Source organism: Bacteroides ilei (genome assembly GCF_900128495.1).
GTDB classification, from domain to species: Bacteria; Bacteroidota; Bacteroidia; order Bacteroidales; family Bacteroidaceae; genus Phocaeicola; species Phocaeicola ilei.
The window spans coordinates 2,742,623-2,762,158 of sequence record NZ_LT635801.1; the positions used below are offsets into that span (position 1 = coordinate 2,742,623).

18 protein-coding genes and 2 tRNA genes are annotated in these 19,536 nt (G+C 43.1%); 1 reads left to right on the plus strand and 19 read right to left on the minus strand.

Annotated features, from left to right (window positions below):
• Positions 1-36: 36 nt before the first annotated feature.
• From BQ7489_RS11685 to BQ7489_RS11765, 17 genes are all read right to left on the minus strand, one after another.
• Positions 37-1,818, minus strand: a complete 1,782-nt coding sequence (locus tag BQ7489_RS11685) for an RNA-binding domain-containing protein (RefSeq protein WP_072531145.1) — start codon at positions 1,816-1,818, stop codon at positions 37-39.
• Position 1,819: 1 nt separating this feature from the next.
• Positions 1,820-2,041 (minus strand): helix-turn-helix transcriptional regulator, encoded by a 222-nt coding sequence (locus tag BQ7489_RS11690; RefSeq protein ID WP_072531146.1) that lies wholly within the window; start codon positions 2,039-2,041, stop codon positions 1,820-1,822.
• A 171-nt stretch (positions 2,042-2,212) separates the two neighbouring features.
• Positions 2,213-3,754 (minus strand): MobV family relaxase, encoded by a 1,542-nt coding sequence (gene mobV / locus BQ7489_RS11695; protein WP_072531147.1) that lies wholly within the window; start codon positions 3,752-3,754, stop codon positions 2,213-2,215.
• 150 nt (positions 3,755-3,904) lie between these two features.
• The gene (locus tag BQ7489_RS11700) at positions 3,905-4,933 is read right to left on the minus strand and encodes a DUF6371 domain-containing protein (RefSeq protein WP_072531148.1); all 1,029 of its coding nucleotides are present in this window, start codon (positions 4,931-4,933) and stop codon (positions 3,905-3,907) included.
• Entirely contained in the window at positions 4,926-6,425 is a 1,500-nt protein-coding gene (locus BQ7489_RS11705; protein ID WP_072531149.1) for a DUF3987 domain-containing protein, read from the minus strand. Before BQ7489_RS11705 ends, BQ7489_RS11700 begins: the two co-directional genes overlap by 8 nt.
• On the minus strand, positions 6,418-6,750 hold the full coding sequence (locus BQ7489_RS11710; RefSeq protein ID WP_072531150.1) for a helix-turn-helix domain-containing protein: 333 nt from the start codon (positions 6,748-6,750) through the stop codon (positions 6,418-6,420). The genes BQ7489_RS11705 and BQ7489_RS11710 overlap by 8 nt, the downstream gene beginning before the upstream one ends.
• A gap of 243 nt (positions 6,751-6,993) precedes the next feature.
• Positions 6,994-7,671, minus strand: a complete 678-nt coding sequence (locus tag BQ7489_RS11715) for a hypothetical protein (RefSeq protein ID WP_072531151.1) — start codon at positions 7,669-7,671, stop codon at positions 6,994-6,996.
• Positions 7,672-7,694: 23 nt separating this feature from the next.
• Positions 7,695-9,050, minus strand: a complete 1,356-nt coding sequence (locus BQ7489_RS11720) for a site-specific integrase (protein ID WP_072531152.1) — start codon at positions 9,048-9,050, stop codon at positions 7,695-7,697.
• A gap of 200 nt (positions 9,051-9,250) precedes the next feature.
• Complete coding sequence (locus BQ7489_RS11725; protein WP_072531153.1) at positions 9,251-9,472, minus strand: DUF2795 domain-containing protein; 222 nt, start codon at positions 9,470-9,472, stop codon at positions 9,251-9,253.
• Between the two features lie 63 nt (positions 9,473-9,535).
• Positions 9,536-10,105, minus strand: a complete 570-nt coding sequence (locus tag BQ7489_RS11730) for a cob(I)yrinic acid a,c-diamide adenosyltransferase (protein ID WP_072531154.1) — start codon at positions 10,103-10,105, stop codon at positions 9,536-9,538.
• Between the two features lie 10 nt (positions 10,106-10,115).
• Positions 10,116-10,793 carry an O-methyltransferase gene (locus tag BQ7489_RS11735; protein WP_072532166.1) on the minus strand — a complete coding sequence of 226 codons (678 nt, stop codon included), beginning with the start codon at positions 10,791-10,793 and terminating at the stop codon, positions 10,116-10,118.
• A 107-nt stretch (positions 10,794-10,900) separates the two neighbouring features.
• On the minus strand, positions 10,901-11,386 hold the full coding sequence (locus BQ7489_RS11740; RefSeq protein WP_072531155.1) for a ferritin: 486 nt from the start codon (positions 11,384-11,386) through the stop codon (positions 10,901-10,903).
• A 136-nt stretch (positions 11,387-11,522) separates the two neighbouring features.
• Positions 11,523-12,731: an MFS transporter gene (locus BQ7489_RS11745; protein WP_072531156.1), complete on the minus strand. Its 1,209-nt coding sequence runs from the start codon at positions 12,729-12,731 to the stop codon at positions 11,523-11,525.
• A 196-nt stretch (positions 12,732-12,927) separates the two neighbouring features.
• On the minus strand, positions 12,928-14,526 hold the full coding sequence (locus BQ7489_RS11750; RefSeq protein WP_072531157.1) for a hypothetical protein: 1,599 nt from the start codon (positions 14,524-14,526) through the stop codon (positions 12,928-12,930).
• A gap of 2 nt (positions 14,527-14,528) precedes the next feature.
• The gene (locus tag BQ7489_RS11755; RefSeq protein ID WP_072531158.1) at positions 14,529-15,563 is read right to left on the minus strand and encodes an HlyD family secretion protein; all 1,035 of its coding nucleotides are present in this window, start codon (positions 15,561-15,563) and stop codon (positions 14,529-14,531) included.
• A gap of 36 nt (positions 15,564-15,599) precedes the next feature.
• Positions 15,600-16,910, minus strand: coding sequence for a TolC family protein (locus BQ7489_RS11760; protein WP_072531159.1), 1,311 nt, complete (start codon positions 16,908-16,910; stop codon positions 15,600-15,602).
• 348 nt (positions 16,911-17,258) lie between these two features.
• Positions 17,259-17,342, minus strand: a tRNA-Leu gene (locus BQ7489_RS11765).
• Between the two features lie 170 nt (positions 17,343-17,512).
• Here BQ7489_RS11765 and BQ7489_RS11770 point away from each other — a divergent pair.
• A complete protein-coding gene (locus BQ7489_RS11770; RefSeq protein ID WP_072531160.1) occupies positions 17,513-18,511 on the plus strand; it encodes a TlpA disulfide reductase family protein in 999 nt (332 codons plus the stop codon).
• Positions 18,512-18,559: 48 nt separating this feature from the next.
• On the opposite strand, the gene BQ7489_RS11775 is transcribed toward BQ7489_RS11770, so the two are convergent.
• Together BQ7489_RS11775 and BQ7489_RS11780 are read right to left on the minus strand one after the other, a co-directional pair.
• On the minus strand, positions 18,560-19,009 hold the full coding sequence (locus BQ7489_RS11775) for a cupin domain-containing protein (RefSeq protein WP_072531161.1): 450 nt from the start codon (positions 19,007-19,009) through the stop codon (positions 18,560-18,562).
• Positions 19,010-19,305: 296 nt separating this feature from the next.
• A tRNA-Leu gene (locus tag BQ7489_RS11780) sits at positions 19,306-19,389 on the minus strand.
• Positions 19,390-19,536 lie beyond the last annotated feature (147 nt).

The window sequence follows — 19,536 nt, forward strand, 5'->3', positions numbered from 1 at the left end:
ATAAATCCTACTATTTTGAAAGGTTGAGCTATGTATTTATTTCTTCTTGACAACATATTTCTGTTTAGGGTCTGTTTTACTTTCTGTAGAAGTCATTGTCAATACATCACCAAGTAATGGATCAATGTAAAAGCGCTTCATCCTGTATTTGTCGGAATATCCCAGATGTTCTGATATTTCCTGTAGAGTGCGAGGCTCTTTACAATAGTTCATCAGTTCCTGTATTGTTTCCTGCCTTTTCTCGTCTCTTGACTTTACTCCTTGACTTTTTACTCCTTGACTTTTTACTCCTTGACTTTTACTCCTTGACTTTTCGTTTTCCATATATTCAGAATTCAAGGAGTAAGAAGTCCAACGACCTTTGTTGACGGGTACGAGCATACCTTTTCCAACCAAGGCATACAACGTTTTTCCGACTTCCAATGGATTTTTGCCGAGTAATTGCTGCATACGGAAATTTGATGTGCTTCCTTCGGTAAAGGCTGTGGCCAAAACTAATTGCTCCTCCTTGTTAAGTTTCTCGTAGTCGCTACCATAAATATCGTGAAGTGCTATGTGGCATTCGTCTGGTATCAATGATGCCATAGTGAGTGTTAATTCCACCAAATGCAAATCCTGATTTTCAATAAGACAAGGCTGACGCCAATTTTCCTTTTTCCAAGCATTTAATATTGTCGGAAATCCAGAACCTATGTTGTCACCAAAACCTATCATCCTGAACATTGCCTGCATATTCGGGTTGCGGGCTTTGGAGTGTCCTCCGGCATAAATATCCATTACAGGAATTTTCAGGGAGCCAGGATTGGAAAAGACAAAACAATCATCGTGCTTCTCAACTTTCAACACTCCGGTTATCATATAGTCAGAATGTATCACAAGATTGGTCAATGCTTCTCGCACTGCTTTATGAATGGCAGTGTCATCTATTCGCTCCATACCTTCCAGTCTGAACGGGCGCTTCAAGTCTTTGATTAATTTGGACTGCACGGTCATAAAGAAGTTGTACAGATTGTTTTCCCATCGTCCATCGTATGTCAGTCGGTCACTCCAGCGGCTATCTGGCTGCAGGTTCGTCATGTCCAGGTAGTCCATACGAATATTGTCAAACCGCTCTCTAATGGACAAGCCTTTACCGAACATCAGCAAACCGGCAAGGGTCAATCCCTCCCGATGTGTATTCCTGTCAATTATATAGCCTCCCATATTCAGCAAGAAGTCTTTGTCTGAATAGTCGTTCCAAACATGATCCATGTTAGCTGTGCGGAATCTGTTGCGGTATGCTGCAAGAGTATTAGCATCGATGTCATCCATCGTGTAATTCTCCATAAGAATAGAATCATTGCCGCTGTCGTTGGCATCCCGAATCATTGCCTTTACATCATCTTCGGTACAATGATAGTCTCCCTCATAGTTCCGTTTGAAAGAGCCGTTCATCATATTACCATTGATATAGATTGGCCTTTGTCGGTAATCTACTTGCGGAATATTGATAACCAATAGAGAACGTCCTTCATATTCAACTATATCAACATCTTCTTCGATAAGGATATTTCGGTTTACTTTGTTGCTATTCAAGGTATCGAAGAACTCCTTTTTCAGTTTCTTTGGATTATTAACACCTGTTATTTCAAATCTTTTTGCCGAGTCTGGTTCTTCCATATGCTCGGTTATGCCAAGCACGATGATTCCTCCTACAGTGTTTGCGAAGGATGAATAAGTCTCCCAGACTGATTTAGGAATTTGATTCTCGCATTTCTTACATTCGAATGAAATGCGTTCTCCGACCTGAAGTAAGGTATTTATATCTGTTATATCCATCTTAGTCTTTTTTTGATTGGTTAATTAGCGTCCTTACATCAACATCGAGAATCCTTGCTATCTGCAAAAGGGTTTCTAACCCTGGTTGAACGGAGTTTGTACACCATTTAGAAACGGTTGTTTGGTCTTTATGCAGTTGCTCGGCAAGCCATTTTGCCGTCCTTTTTTGTTCTACCAATACGACTTTAATCCTATTGATGTCTGTTTTGGGGCTATCTGTCATTGCATTGTTGGTTTTTGAGATTGCAAATATATAATTTAAAATAGAATATTTGAAATAATTATATGATTATTTGGTGTAATAATTAGCGCGTAACGCTAATTATTTTGATTTATCCAATACTCGAGTCAAAGCCTAAAACGACAAAAAATATCCTTTATTAGTTGCTCTTTATCACCTTTTGTATCCTTTTCTCGGCATTATTACTAATCGTAAGGCATGAAGTAAGCACCTTCTCCGATACACCTCTTCCTCCTCATCCGGTCTGCGACCATCCCAACGAAGGTCTGAGTCGGAATTACCACCGCCTCCGGAAGAAACTGATATCGGTTGCCCACTGATGAGCGCATCAGCTACTGTAAAAATCATATTGCGAACTGAAGGTATAACCAACTGGCCGAGCAATGTATTCAGCTCTGACTCCATATTTTCGTTTGTGTCTGAAAGAATTTTATTCTCTCGTCTCAACTGATACAGTTCTCCGTAATCCGCCAAAGCATTGTATTGGGCGGCTTCGACCTGCCGGGCTGCATCATTTCTGTATAGAGATTCTACCTTGCGGACAATCTCGGTGAACTGCTTGGCGATAAGTCTATTCTGTCGTTCAATCCATTTGTCTGTACCAAACAGCGGCACTTTCTCTGTTATTTGCGGTGGCGTGAAATCAACCTTGTGGTTACGAAATGGCTGTATAACAGAACGGGCTTTCGCTACATCCTTTGTCAATTGTTCCAATTCATCTTCCTTTGCATGGAGTTTATTGGATTTGTCTTCAAGTTTTTCCTGATACTCGGTAATGAGTTTCTGTATGTCCGCCTTCTGCGCTTCATACCTGTCAAGAGTTATCTTGCCGGACGCGAGAGCTTCATCGATTTCTTTAAGCCGGTTCCTTCCGGCAAGCATTTCCCGTTCAAGTTTCCGTATCATTGTCTGAAGTCCCTTGACTGCTTTCTCTGCTTGTTTCGCATCTTTGGACAGTTTTCGGATATAATCGCGTTTACTAAGATGGCTAACGTTCCGGCCTTCAATACTATCACCACGTTCCAACCCATACTTGCTACCGACCTCATCATAGAGTGAGGTGTGCATTTCACGAAGAATCTGTCCGTATTCGTAGCGGGTCTTGCCAAACTTAGCCGACCACATGACACATTCGCGTCCACTTTTGGAACGTTGTCCGACAGGAACGATCAAAGCATGGATATGCGGACTGCTCTCATCGAGGTGAACCTGGAAGCCGATTATATTTTCCTGTCCGTATCGCCTGGCGCACCAGTCATAGACATCTTTTGCCCATTGTTCAATTTCCGGACATCGTTGGAGATGGCTGTTATCTGCACCCTTATCCAGATTTACGGTTTGGGTTCCAAATGCCATCTCAAGTGTACGGTCATGATTGCCGCCGAAGATAAATTTCGCACAACAATTCGGTTGAATCTTACTGTCCGGCTTGAAAGGCTTCCAACCCAACTCGGCCAGTCGTTCCTGTAAACGGACTTCAAGCGATTTCTCTTGATAGCCTAACGGATGAACTTTCCCATCGGGCCCAATCTCGAAATTCAGTTTCATTCGGGTCTTGTCATAGTGATTGGTCGGATCCTGATTCTTTCTGTCAATCTTGTCGTCATTCCAATGCCTTTCGTTTTCATTCGCCTCTGCTGTGCCGAATGACTTCCCGGCTTCAACATGCATGGCCTGTTTAATATCTGTATTCATATATGGTATTCTTTTGATAAATGATTAATATCTGAGCTTGCTCTTGTGCCAGTCCGCTCTGCGGAACAATGACCGGATTTTATTGCCGCCAGGCAAAAAGTCCTTATTGTGTTAAGGACTTTCTATAAATTCTCGGAACAAGTTCCTTTACTATTCAATAAGTTCCAGATCCAGTTCATCAATGAGCAACTGCAATGCTGGATTACGTTGTATCATCTGATGGAGTATCTGTCTCTTTGATGGTGAATACAGAAAGAAGTCTGCAATGTCCAATCCTTGGCTGCGTTGCTTTTCATCGGATGTACATTCCAAAACATTGGACACAACAACCCGTTTACATATTCCAGACAACAAAGCAGACTTTTCTTTCCATTGTTCGGTTGCTCCTAAATCAGGGATGAGAGTAACTTCCCTGCCTTTGAGAACCTGCATAGCTTCACTGTTGAAACAACCATTCTTTCCACCTGTTGCCAGCCATATATAATCGGGGATAAAATGGCTCATTACAACAGCGGTCTTTTCACTTTCCACCAGCATTACCGGAGACGATGAGTTAATAAGAAGATGTTCTCCAAACAGACATTGCTTCAAATGGAAATCCTGCAACTTCAACTCGGAATGCGCCCAGCTGACAAAAGCCTGAGGCTCTTTAACCCGATGCCCTGTCTCGGCATTATAGCACATTACCTTGCCGGTTCTTACCTGTCCATTTATATCTGTCTGCCAGAAAACCGTTGCGCCTCCCCATTTTGAAGATGTCCCTATGCGATACATTTCAAACAATCTGCTTGCCTCATTTTCGCCAAATACATGACAGAAATACTGATATAAGGGGTTGATTGAATAATGTGACAGACTCCTTAACACATAAGATGAAGGAATATACGAAGGAACAATACAAGACGGAGTTTTCTCTGCCGTCTTATAAGGGGCAGAAAGAAGTGACTTGCCGCTTCCCTCATCCATTTCCAACACATCAGGATTATCCTTGAAGTATTCCTTAGGTGTATAGTGGTAGCCACAACTGTTTTCATGATCACACTTGCCGACATTAGCGGGAAAGCTAATGCTGCCTTGTTCATCAATATACCTGACAAAACACCGGTTTTTACCACAGTTCGGACAAGTAGTCTTGCTTCCAGGGCGGTATTTCTGCAAATGGAATCTGTATTCACTCATGGTCCTCTGATTTTAGTGTGGTTGCACTCTGCACTTTTGCACTTTGAGAAGATTGCACGGTATCCTGGCAAGATGAAAGTGCAATGGTGCAAGGTGCATCAGTATTTTCTGTCATAAGTTTGCGATAGACTCCATGCTGAAGCTTTTCTATAAGAGGGTGTTTAAGCCGGCATAATTGGTCAAGCGCATAATAGACGGTACGTCGGGACATATCAACTTTTCTACCGGCAATAACAGCATCCCCGGAAGTGAACCGATCTTCCAACAGAGAAAGCCACGCTTCCTTAGTTTCGCCGATACTGTTTATGACAATGGCTTCCTGGAGCCTCCTGTATGTTTCCTCATAATAATCAATCATACGGATTGCCGATTCTACGGAGTCCCGCTCAATATATTGCATATCTCCACTATCAGTAGCCCATTTCATTACCTGAAACAACAGGGCAAGACGTGCTACATGGCCGTTGAGTTTCATCTTGCGGCTTTCAACATCCGCATCATCCTCAATGGCATTTACAGCATCGATAATTCCATTGTACCATTCATAAAAGTATTCTTCAGCATCGTCAGACATTGTAAGGATACGGGGATTGACCGTTGTACCCTTGTCATCAAGGATACAGGGGATACTTAGGATTCTGTTGATTATTGTCCTCCATTGATTCATGATGTCAGGACGGGCTGTATTCCGTTCTTCCCGTCTCCATCCGGATATCTTCCTGTTTTTGGGGTAGACAAACAAAAAACGGTCAAGCAATCCGTTGGCAAGGAACTCTGCACGGAAGACTTCCTGCAGCATATTTGTCTGTACTGAACCGATGACATTTATACATGGATTCTTGATTAGAACAGGACGTGATTCTGATTTGCGGATAATCTTTAACGGCTGTCCGCTATAAGCTGTCAGCAGATCTTCAATGAGGTTGTTCTTGCTGTTGTACCTTTTGACGGAATTGAACAAAGCCAGGATTTCATCGACGACCAATGTTATCCCACGCTGATTATGCTGATGAATATTCATCATCGCCTCCGGGGTAGAATCATAAATGACCGTCGTTACAAAATTCGGTTTCTTGAGCAGTTGTTCTTCCCCGTCACTTCCGTGCTTGCCTGCTGACATGGCTCTTTCATATTCATCATATTCCTCGTTATATTTCTCATGCAGCCGGTCATCATACTCATTAATCGGCTTATAGATAAAACCGAGGGGAGGAGTCTTTCCGAGCCCGGGACGTCCGACCAGCATCATATAAAGGGATGGGCAAGTTTTCCACTCGCCCTTTATACGGATATGACAAGAGTTGCCTATTGCAGTAGCAACAGCAGAAAGAATAATAGACGCAGTATATTCCACATTGAAATTTTCGTATCTGGCAAGATTGAGGATAATCTCCTGTATCTTGTCCGGGAAGGCATCCAACGGAAGACCTGTTTCCGGAACGCCTTCCACTTCCGAACGAAGCATGTTGGTCAAATGAATGGTGTCAAACATAGCCACCTCCTTGCTGTTTTGGAAGTTCATCACTAATAGCGAAAGCTTCATAATGGAAACGACGCAGAAAGCGGTCTACGTCTTCCTGCGTGTACCAGTATTTATCACCTTCACGCGAGTAGCCGAGATAACCGTTGTCTCGCAACTTTTTAAGATACTTATCTTTAATGTTCAACATCTCCATCAAAGACTTGTTATCATAAAGACGATGCCCACTTTCATGAGCCAGAGGCGGCAGTTTCTCCTGTTTCTCTACTATGCTGAGAATCTTTTCAAGCAGTTCCCGGTCGCATAGTTTCTTTTCTCCATTTAATTTTTGAGCCATAGTTTATCGTATTATGGCTTAACCTTCCTTATGCACACTCGGACTGTAAGCCGGGTTTACGTGCTATGATACGACTGTGCACATCGTACCAAAAGCACGATGCAAAGGTTCAAACTCCTTAGGAATCTTGGTGTTAGAATGAATTAGATACTATGTTAGAGATCGTGTTAGAGTTGTATATAACACGAAGGTGATGAGCTTATAACCTGCTGCTTGTCAAACAAAAAAAGAGTAGCACATTGGCTACTCAAATAACTTGTCAATTTTCTCAAATCCTGTGGGCGCAGCTTTGTTTTTTCGGGTATGCCTTGATTGAGTCAAATCTTTCATGTTAAATAACTTATCTAATTCAGTACCCGGAAATAATTCCACTCTGCCAGGCATCCAGTACATCTTCTCATCATATATTGTTTTTTCAGGATAATCTTCGCAATAGATACGTCCGCACATATATGCAAGAAGGACTTTGTTCAAAGTCCACTCATAATGGTCATCGTTGATAATGATATATTCTTCTTCAATGGCTTTGGCAAAGATCTTTCTTGCCAATTCAGTATCAAGCCGAGACGGTAAAGTCACTTTATGGTGATCTGGAACCATATCTTCTTGCACAGATTCAGTTTCTACGATTTTCTTTCTCTTTATTCGCTTCTTTTGATGCAAGTCCTCTGCTGCATATATCAGCGTTATTGCACATCCGATAGCGGTACTGATTCCCACAATGACAGCCGTGCCGGTTTCTGTTCCCCAAGATGGACGAAGCACCCCTAAGCCAAGAAGGATGAGGATACCAATAATGGTAGTGAGTCCTACTCCCCAGAATACCTTACGGCTGTTTAACTTGTATATATAGGTTACAACCAGTACAATAAGGAATCCTGCTATCAGGATACATGCAACTCGAAATGGCAATGACATCATAATTCTTTATCTTTTCGCAGTGATTATATAGTCAAGTTGATTAATTCTCCGCTTAGTTTTGCCACCTCTGCCGATAGCGTTTCCGGCAGGAAACGGGCATAAACCTTCTCTGTAATATCCGTGCTGCTATGTCCGAGCAGACGGCTGACTACCGACATGGATAGTCCCTTGTTAAGCGCAAAAACCGCAAATGAGTGCCTGGCTGCGTGCATCGAGAGACTGAACGGAAGGCCGATTTGTTCACCGACAACGGCCAGCGACTGATTGATGCATTTCGTGGCATTGTTGCGGGCTTTGTACAGTGCCTCCGCATCATCCAGATCCAAAGTCTCTTTTACAAGGTTGAACACATATCGGCATCCCTCACGTTTTTCCCGCCATTGCTGTAATATATGTAATGCAGGTTCAGTAAGAGGTATGACGTGACGTTTGTTTGTCTTTATCATAATCTTCCGCAACTCTTTCCTTGCGAAGTCGATATGTTTCCATTGCAGGGTCATCACATCCACTACACGGAGACCGCAGGCGTGGAACGCAAAGAAGAACATTTCTAGAAATTCTTTTCTGCGCGGTTCAGTACAAGTCTTGTAATATTCAAGCAATGCCGCCATCTGTTCCTTACTTAGACTTTTGCCGTCAAACTCTGCCTCTTCTTCAGAAAGCGATACCTTAGTTACAATGCGCATATCTTGAATCCTTGCATTGACGGCAGGTTCCATCATGCCCATTTCACAGGCGTATGCACATGCTTTTAATATCGGAGTCAAAGAGTGGTTGATAGTGGCATCACTGTTCTGCTTGATTTCCCTGCGCCACGATATATAACTGTCTAACAACTCCGGAGTCATATCGCCTACATAAATGCTGTCAGAACGATAGGTTCCCTGTCGGGTAGCCCTCAGGAATGTCTGGAATATATTCATGCAGCTCTTTCCGTTTTCATACCGGCTCCTTCCGATTCTGTTTCTTGCATAGTCAGAAGAAAGACGTTCCAATGTAAACTCCACGAAGTCCTTTCCTTGGTCACGGCGCGCAAGAGGTTTGTCAGCAAGAAAGCCGGATACGACATCAGCGGTTATCTGATTAGGATGTTTTTCGTTATATTCGGCAAGTTGCGAATCTATACGTTCAACACGAGCTAGCAATAACTGGTTAAGTCGTTTGGCTTCACCGCCATGACTTGCACGAATTTCACCTCGTCCCTGATTGCCGTTCTGGTTCCAGTCCGCAACTTTGACGAAGACATTCGTAGTCTTGCGAATTATCTGCCTGTTCCAAGTGTATTCCAACTCGACAGGATAGGCTTTTTCCTTGTCAACCACTTTCGGTGTACGAAGGCGGAATTTGCCCAATGGATATAGTCTTTTCGGTCTTCCCATATGCTTTTCCTCCCAATTCAATATTCCTGAGGAGAAACAAAGGTAATGTATTTTAGACAAACAAACCCTGTTTTCGAGAAGAAAAACCGCAATTTAGACAAACAAACCACACCATCAAGCACCATAAAACACCAACGCGACAAACAAATTTTCATTGTTCATCGCGCTGGTATTCAATTGTTTAACCTATCTGAAGGCTATCAATATTCCTCCTCGTTGAAGAAGAAATCTTCTTTGCTCGGATAATCGGGCCAGATATCTTCGATACTTTCGTAAATATCGCCTTCATCTTCCATTTCCTGCAAATTTTCTATTACTTCCAGCGGAGCGCCCGAACGCATCGCATAGTCAATCAACTCATCTTTAGTAGCTGGCCATGGCGCATCTTCCAGTTTTGAGGCCAATTCCAATGTCCAATACATAGTATTTATTTTATTAAAAGTTATTTTATTCTATTTTGAGCCACAAATGTATAATAAATTCTTTCACTTGCAACTCTTATCCCAATAAATTTCATTGTAATGTGTTAAATCATTTAACTTTCTCGATAAAACGAACAAATAATCTGACAATCTGTTTACAAATTGTTTCACTTTCTCATCAACTTGACATCCTTCCCGTTCTTCCAGATCGAGAATCCTTCTTTCCGTACGCCGACATACCGTACGACATATATGGCACACAGAAGCCTCGCGGGAACCGCCGGGAAGTACAAAAGCCTGCAAAGGAGGCAATGATCCGTCCAGCAGGTCAATCGCCTTCTCCAAACGTTCTACCGTTTCATCCGATATCCGGCTTTCCATCTTCAAATCAGTCTGTGTCTGGTCTGTAGCCAGATAAGAACCAACCGAAAACAACTTATGTTGCACATATTGCAGAAGACTCCGATCATCACCGTCTTCCATCAAAGAAATGAGCATACCTAAAAAAGAATTAAGTTCGTCGACCGTTCCATATGCCTCCAGACGGGCATGAGTCTTCGACACACGTATACCGCCAACCAACGAAGTTGTCCCATTGTCTCCTGTACGGGTATAAATCATACTTTTCTTCATAGCATTATAGTTAAAGGAAATTTACCACTCGATGTTCTTTTATACGCTTTTTATCAAAGAATACCAGACCTATATCATACAAGTCGAATGTAACTCCCGTACGTGGATCTGCAACCACCTGCCTCCACCATTCTTTTTTCTCCTTGTTTTCATAAGGACTTCCCACAACAAAGCAGGTATTCTTGCCAGCGTACGGCAACAACCGTTCAAAAACTTTTCGGTAAGAAGAAGTATGGGCTATATGAACCAACCCAAGACGCTCCTTTCCGGCCAGCAGTTTATCGACATCATCTTCCCATGCCGCACCATAGAAAATATTTGGCTTATCCGACAAAAAAGAATTAACTGCAGATTCCTTTTGACCGTCAGACCAGGTCAATAGAGGAACATTCCTTGCCGCTGCCATATAACTGGCCTCCAGTCCGCTACCTGTTCCAAACTCCCAAATGGATTCAGGCCGCAAATAATTCACCAGGCGGAACAGTAATTTGTCTGTTTTCTCCCGATAATGAGGAAAAGCCACTCTCGTTTTCCGCTCTTTATGCAAAACTGTATACGCGTAATATGGCATCTGTTCATAAATGACAAATGTAATCAGGAAAAAATCAGATGGGGAATGTACTCCATACCCACATCGATGACGGAAACGACAGCACCAGTTCCATCCGCGTAACAACAAACTTGTCATATGTTCCAACTTAGTAACCGGAACAAAGATAGCAAAAAACAAAAAAGTATTGTCACCCTATACCGGGTAACAATACTTTTTATGAAAAAATCAATGTATAAATTCCATCATTTACGTGCACCTAACTTATCGTCAAGATAAAGTATACCGGCATGATCACCGCATTTCTTCAATTTCTCAACGATACTCTGAGCAGTTGCTTCTTCTTCAACCTGTTCACGGACATATCCCCACAAGAAATCCTGAGATGCTTTATCCTTGACTTCAGAAGCCACATTCACCAAATTATCGATCAGCTCGGATACATGACATTCATGATCATATACATGTTCAAACACTTCCTGAACGCTGCCCCATCCTTGTGGAACAACATCAATCTTATCAACCAATGCTACACCTCCACGTTTTGCCAGATAATCGGCCAAATCATAAGCATGCTGCAATTCTTCCTGTGACTGTAGTCTCATCCAGTGTGCAAATCCATCAAAACCTTCTTTCTTCAAATAAAAAGACATGGACAAATACAGGTTAGAAGACCATAATTCGGCTGTAATCTGTTCATTGATTGCTGCTTGTAATTTTTCTGAAATCATAATATAATCGTTTTTTAATTAATAATCAATCCTTTAATCTATCCGCAAATTCAATGCCAAAAACAAATAGTATATATCGAAAAAACTTAATTTCCTGGGAAATACGCCAAATTGACATCAGCTGTATAAAAAAACGTCATCTATTCCTTACCAGATTAGGCAGAAACACCGCCAAAATGCCAAACAGCGGCAACAATGTAGTAATCTCAAAAACATACCTGATGCTTGTTTCATCTGCCAGCCACCCAAAAAATACGGAACCTATTCCTCCCAAAGCAAACGAAAGTCCATAAAATACACCGGCCATAGTCCCGAACTTTTCAGGTATCAGATCGGTTGCATATACCAGAATGGAAGAGAATGCCGACGATATAATCAACGCCGTCACAACAGCAAGGGTCATTGTCCAATACAGACTGTCTACATAAGGCAAAAAAACCGTAAATGGAGATGCCCCAAATATAGAACCTAATATCACATACTTACGCCCGAATCTGTCGCCTATGGCCCCTCCGGCAATAATACCTACCGCAAATGCAAAAAGATAAATGAACAGACAGATCTGAGAATCTTGTATTGTCAGCCCGAATTTATCTATCAGGAAAAAAGTAAAATAATTGGCCATGCTGTTCACATAGAAATTCTTCGCAAACATCAGAGCTACCAAAAGGATCAATGCGAAACCTATCTTTTTCTTCGACAATCCGGAAGATTCTCCTTCCACCCTCAGATGTTTCCATCTTACCCCGTCAGCCAACTGCCTGCTTAACCATCGGCCGATCCAGACAAGCAGCAATGCTGCCACGACAGCCACACCGGCAAACCACCCGATAGCCCTCAAGCCATAAGGCACAACAACCATGGCAGCTACAAGCGGACCTACAGCATTACCCCCCTCACCCCCTACCTGAAAAACAGACTGGGCAAACCCCTTACGACGCCAAGATGCCATCCGGGCTACCCGCGATGCACAAGGATGAAAAACGGAAGACCCCAAACCGATAATCGCAACTGCCAGCAGAATGAACGAAAACCGGCCGGCAAAAGAAAGCAGCAACAATCCGGCAAACGTAAGACACATTCCGAACACCAATGAATAAGGACGGGGATGACGGTCGGTATACGACCCTACAAAAGGCTGGAACAAAGAGGTAGCCAACTGAAAGACCAGCGTTATGATTCCTATCTGGACAAAAGAAAAGCCGAATTTCTCCTTGATCAAAGGATAGCTGGCCGGAATGACAGACTGTATCATATCATTCAACAAATGTGTCAGCGTAATGACAATCAGAACCTCATAAACGGTTCTTCTTGCCGTAAACCTTTTTTGACTGTGTGCTTTCATAGATTTTCATCTTACACGTACCGAACAGCTACTTGATCCAAGTAACGATAAGTAAATATAAACAAAAATCCACAGATTTCCAAAGAGATAAGGCAATTAAATTCCCCAGGGTCCGACTCTCCTATGGAGCATATACAAAATCAGGCTTAATACCTGGTACGGTATCAAGCCTGAAAAACGATCTATACTATCTGTCTCACTTGCCTTGCTTGTCCGACAAAGACTCGGCAACTTCCTTACGCAACCCTCTCCAGGTCGGCATCAGCTTCAATTCCCTCCGTATAGGCATATCATACAACAGGAACAGCAGAAGCAACAAAATACACGCATATGCAGCCCATCCATACAACTGTTTGATGCTGATTTCCATCACTCCCGACATAAAGCTCTCCATAGAGTGCTCAAAGAACGACGGATCCCGGCTCAAAGCCACACTGTCTACGGCAGCACCATACCGGGCTATGTTATCGGTTACATAATAGGAAAATCCTTGTGTATAAAGTGCGGCTCCCATCACACCTCCCATCACCATATGAAGCATATTGAACACACTGAGCCCCTGGAAAAAATGCTGGAAAGTCATAATCTCCTCCAGACAGACCATGAAGGTAGCGCTCAATACGGCATAAGAGAATCCACGACAAACCGCAGGAAGATAAAGTTCGGAAATATGGATATCAGCCGATATCACAAAATAATATCCTAACAGATAACATATCAGTGCTATAATACCGACAATCAGCAGGCGCAAGTAGTTGAAACGTTTGACATGCATCCACCAATAGGCAAACAAACAGCCACAAACCACCCCGATGCCGATAAACCAGTCAAGCTGTACACTGACCAAGGCTTCGTAATGCATGACTTCTTCATAATAGATCTCTTCCAACACATGTTCCGTTGCCAGAAAACCCTCTACCAAAGTTATGAGGATAAGTATGGGGAACAAATGACGGTATGTCCACATCTTGGGCTCTATATAGGGATGACGGATAGAAAACATACGCCCGAGACAGATAACCAGTGTAGCTACAATGGCCACAGCCAACTGGCACATGACCGGACTGTTCCACCAGTCATAGAAATCAGCGTAATCGAAAAAATACGCCAGCTCCAGCAATAAGGCAGCCCACAGAACCGCCCCCAGCCAGTCAATCCCGAACAGAGGGAATTTCTTCATCATCCGGAAATGCCGGGTACAGGTAAACAGGATTATCAGTTCTACCATCATTACACCGGCTATACACCAATGCATATAGCTCCAATGATAATAATACATCAGGTAAGTAGCCAGCAGGTCGGACAGCTGCATACTACCCAGAATCACAATGTGAAGCAAAGGGAAAAAGACCGTAAAATCACGCTTGGGAGTCATCCAAAGCTGGATGTTTGACATTGCCTCAAACGTACCCTGAATCTTGCATATCCCTTCCACAAAACAAACTGCCCATAACAACGGCAGGAAAGTGATGTGAGGTGCCAACAGGTTACACACCATCACCCCCGATGCGGCCGCAATCATTAACGTCTTGTTTGTAAACCGGAACTTCATGCGGAACAGCAAAGGAAAATAAATAGCCATTCCGGCCAGATTCGAATACAGACACATCAACAGATCTTCACGCATCAGGGAAGTCTCGCCCACCATCTGGTTGACTGTACCCAGATACAAACCGCCGGAAAACTGGAAGGTGAAGGCAAAAAGCACATAAATCCAAGGACGAATCTTTTCCGGTACAAAACTTCGAAACATAGGCATGGAAAAAGGCATGCCTAATCCACCTGGTCCTCCCATAATCAATATCTGACTTTACATTCTACATTAAATCCGGCACGAAGCAGCTTCAGATCTTCCTTATCATTTCCTGTCAGGCTGATACGTACAGGTACCCTCTGTTCTGTCTTCACGAAATTACCGGTGGCGTTGTCTTGCGGAATCATGGAGAACGAGGCTCCGGTGGCATCCGAAATAGATTCGACGATTCCCGTATAGGTTACACCCGGCACAGCATCGGCTGTGAAAGTGACCTTGGCACCTTCCTTGATATGCGGAAGCTGAGTCTCACGGTAATTGGCAATGACCCACAGATCACTTCCGTCTACAATATTCAGCATCGTCTGGCCAGGCTGTACCAACTGGCCTTCATGTATATCCTTACGTCCGGTAACTCCGTCGCACGGGGCTACAATCACTGTATATGAAAGATTCAGACGAGCCAGATCAACGGCAGCCTGAGCCAGACGTACCCCCGCCTCGTTCTGTCCCAAACGGTGCGTCTGTTCACTTTTCACCAGCGAAGTTGAATGTCTAGCCCGGGAAACCTGTTCAAAACGGGCTTTGGTTGCCTCATAAGCGGTAAGGACATTGTCGTACTGCTGCTTGGTAACGGCATCTTCCTGAAGCAGTTTTCTGTAACGCTTCAGTTCACGTTCCGCATTTTCCAACTGTACCCGCACTTCGGCAATGGTCGCATCGTTCACGGTCAGATTATTCTGCGTAGTAGCGATTCCGGCCTCCGTCGCCTGCTGTCCGGACAAAGCATTCGCCAGATCGGCTTCGGCCTGAGCCAGACGTAAGCGGAATTCGGTATCTTCAATCAGCATCAGTGTATCTCCCTTATGTACAGGTTTGTACTCTTCAAAATAAATCTTCTTGATAAAACCGGACACACGTGTATTTACCGGAGTTATATGCTGTTTCACCTGGGCATTGTCTGTATACTCCACATTACCCAAATGAATGAAACGGGAACATACATATATGAGTCCCACTACCAGAAGAGCTATAATAACAATATTATAAGTCAGTTTCTTTACATTTCTTGTTGCCATGATTTTTCAGATTTTATCGGAATGTTTTTCAGATTATTATAATGTATGAGTCAGGTACTTCATCTTATAGAAATTATAGATGACATTGATACGTGCATTGACCAGCGCCAGATCGGCACTCAACTTCATGTTGCTGGCGTCCAGCATATCGGTCAGCAAGGCCATTTCATTCTTGTAACGGTTATCGGTTACAGCATAATTTTCATTTGCCAGTTTCACACTGTTCTCCTGTGTACGCAGGTCTGTAAAAGAAGTCATAAAGTTCACATAACCAGCTTGTACGGCATTTTCCACCTGCTCCTGGGCCAGCTCATGCTGTTCCTGAGCCTTCCGGACATTCAGCCTGGCCTGTTTGACCTTCCGGTTGTTCTTGAACAGCGAAGATATGCTGTATTTCAGTCCTACCCCGACATACCAGTAATTGAAATTATTGTCGAGTACGGGAACTTCAATCGTGATCGGACCATCCAGATGGTCGGCCGCCATCAGAGCTATCTTCGGCAAACGTGCCGAGCGTTCCAGCTTCAGCTGCTGCTGGTTCATCTTCACCCCTAACTGGGCCTGCTGTAGTTCCAGGTTATTCCGGTATGCCAACTCCTGCCAATCCTTTTCGGCCAAAGTCTGGATCTGCTGGTCCAGCAATGTCGTATCCGGATAGATCAGTGTATTCTTATCCAAGTGCAAAGTCGTGACCAGATGATGGTTCATAATCTTGCAGGCATCCTCAACCTTGGCCAACTGCAGTTTCAAGGTTTCTTTCTGCAGTTCATAACGTGTTATATCGTTTTTCAGTACAGTACCTTCCTCACGCCGTGCCTTCATGTTGGCTATGACCTGATCCGTCAGTTCCAGGTTCTTTCTCAATACCTGCACCTGATTTGTCAGCTTATACAGATCCAGATAATAACCGGCAAGGAGGAAACGGATTTCCTGCCTGTTTTTCTGCCAGTCAAGTTCGGCCATCATCTGCCCCAGTTCGGCCAGACGGATACTCCCCGTAATAGCCCCGCCGGCATAAATCACCTGTTCGGCCTCAAAAGCATAATTATTACCGAAATGAGGCATATCCACTCTCATTCCGTTACTATAATCCCGGTCCCAAAGCTTGCCGTCACCCAAATAACTGGCTGACACAGAAACGTTAATATCCGGCAATCTCTGTGCTTTGGCAGCCTTTACAGCCTCATCGGCAGCCTCTTTACCTGTGCGGTAAGTCTGAATACTCTTGCTGTTTTCATCCGCAAGACGGAAAATCTCTTCTATGCCCATCACTTTAGGCTGGGCACATAAATTATGGCTGCACAGTGCTATGCAACAAAGCACTATGAGCCTCATTTTTTTGCTCATAAAAATAAGTAAATGATTGGTTTATTTCAGAATAATAATAAGAAACAGTATAGAAATAGATATAAGGAAAATCAAATTTGGAAAGCTATTCCCCACGCATGAAAATCATGAATCTTATTCTTGAAAGGAATAGTAACGTATGTCGGTTTGATGGTATTCATTTCCTTATTATTGTCTCTTGATTTCGGGTACAAAATTAAAAAACGGATAAATAAGTTGTAACCTTAGCCGTATACACATTTAAATGGATTTAACAGATTAACAAGCTATTGAGCAAGTTTTATTAACAAAAATCCGGGCAAATAAAAAAAGCTGAGCATTGAATAATCAATAACTCAGCTTTTTAAGTACCCAGACCCGGGGTCGAACCGGGATGGATGTTACTCCACTGGTGTTTGAGACCAGCGCGTCTACCGATTCCGCCATCTGGGCATTTGTTGAATTGCGTTGCAAAGGTAGCGCATTTTTTTGAATTTGCAAATTTACAAACTTAAAAATCCACTGTACATCAGCCAAGCATACCTGTACATCAAAATAAACCCCGTTACATGTCAACTCAATTATTTTTTCTATTTTTGTAACCGAACCAACATATAATTAGCATGAAAACAGATATCCGACTCTTATTCTTAACCGGAGGCCTGGCTGCAGCAATTGCGTCATGCTCTTCTCCCAAGGCCGAAGGCTACCAGATTGAAGGAAAAATTACCGATGTACCTTCTGGAACAATCTACCTTAAGTGCTACCAGAACGGACAATTCAACACAATCGACTCGACAACCATCACTGACGGAAACTTCGTATTCAAGGGACAAAGCAAAGAACCGCTTGTATACGGACTGACTACGATAGAAAAAAGCCGCCGCCCGCTGACATTCCTGATAGGTAACGAGACGGTGCAGGCCACCCTGAACGAATCAGAAAAAAGCATTGAAATAACAGGCTCCACATTCAACGACACGTATGCAAGGAATGAACAGGTTGCCGATTTCAACACAATCGACAGCCTCATCAGCAAAGATCCTGCATCACCCGCCAACGCTTACCTGTTTGCACGTAACTGCGCTCCTCAGATGGATTACACACAGGTAAACGAATACCGTCAGAAATTCGCGGCATCACTGAACGGCACCGAATACATCAATCAGATCGACACCTTACTCAGTCAACTGAAAAATCTGCAGGTAGGAGCTGTAGCCCCTGATTTCACTTTGCCCGATACCGAAGGGAATCCTGTACAGTTGTCTTCATTAAGAGGAAATTATGTATTGATTGACTTCTGGGCTTCATGGTGCCCCGACTGCCGTAAGGAAAATCCGAATGTCGTAGCGGCATACAATACATTTAAAGATGAAAAATTCAAAATCCTGGGTGTATCACTGGATACCAAGAAAGAACCGTGGATCAACGCCATCGAAAAAGATAATCTTACCTGGATGCATGTAAGCGACTTGAAAGGATGGGATTCGGACATTGCCCGTCTATATGTCATCAAATGGATTCCGCGCAATTACCTGCTTGACCCCGACGGTGTCATTCTGACATCAGGTCTTGAAGGAGAAGCACTGACCCAGAAACTACAGGAAATATTCAAGAAATAAGACAAAGGCTGCAGGTCGAATCTGCAGCCTTTACTTTTTCTTATCATATTACCATTTTACAGGTTCATCCAGAATATTGCCATCCATGGCATCTTCCGCAGTAAATGTGTTACTCTTATATTGTACACATAACATAATCAGCGGTTCTGTTCCATTATTACGTACCGAACGCTTACCTGCCGGCGAAACACGTACTACGCTACCCTCTTCCACAGGAAACACATGTCCGTCTACCTGAAACTCCCCGTTTCCTTTCAAGAAAAAATATAACTCTTCATGGTTCTTATGTGTATGCAGAAATCCGGTTTCGGTCCCCGGCTGAAATACCTGAAATGAGAACTCACTGCCGGTAGTCTGCAACGCCTGACCGACAAACACCTTTCCCGGAATCTTGATTTCAGGACCCATTTCCAATACATATTCACTGATTTCACCCAATTTACCGACATTCACGGCGCTAAAAGTTTGCGATTCGGCTATTTTCTCAATCTTTTTCATCTTACTTTCTTATTATTCGGTTAATTTATATGCTGCAAAATTAACCCGATGCTATGAGAGAAACAAGAAGTCACTTCATTGTAAGTTAGTTACTTACAGGAAACCATTATTGAAAATGAGGGCTTTTCCGGGAATAAGATTAACGCATATTAACTGTTGTTCCACTCAGAGAAGAAACATCCGGAAGGGAAGATTGCAAAACTTATTTTTACGTCAATCCGTTAATTTCTGCCAGCAACCTGATATAAAGTAAAAAAGCCAAGTAATTGATTACTCAATACTTAGCTTTTACCCTGTACCCAGACCCGGGGTCGAACCGGGATGGATGTTACTCCACTGGTGTTTGAGACCAGCGCGTCTACCGATTCCGCCATCTGGGCATTTGTTGAATTGCGCTGCAAAGATAGCGCAATTTTTTGAATCCGCAAGCATTTTACACAAAAAAACAGGAAAAAATTTCATCTAACACTATTTAAAGGGCTTTAAGAGGCATTTTTGAAAATAAAGGCTATATTAGCGCAAACTTT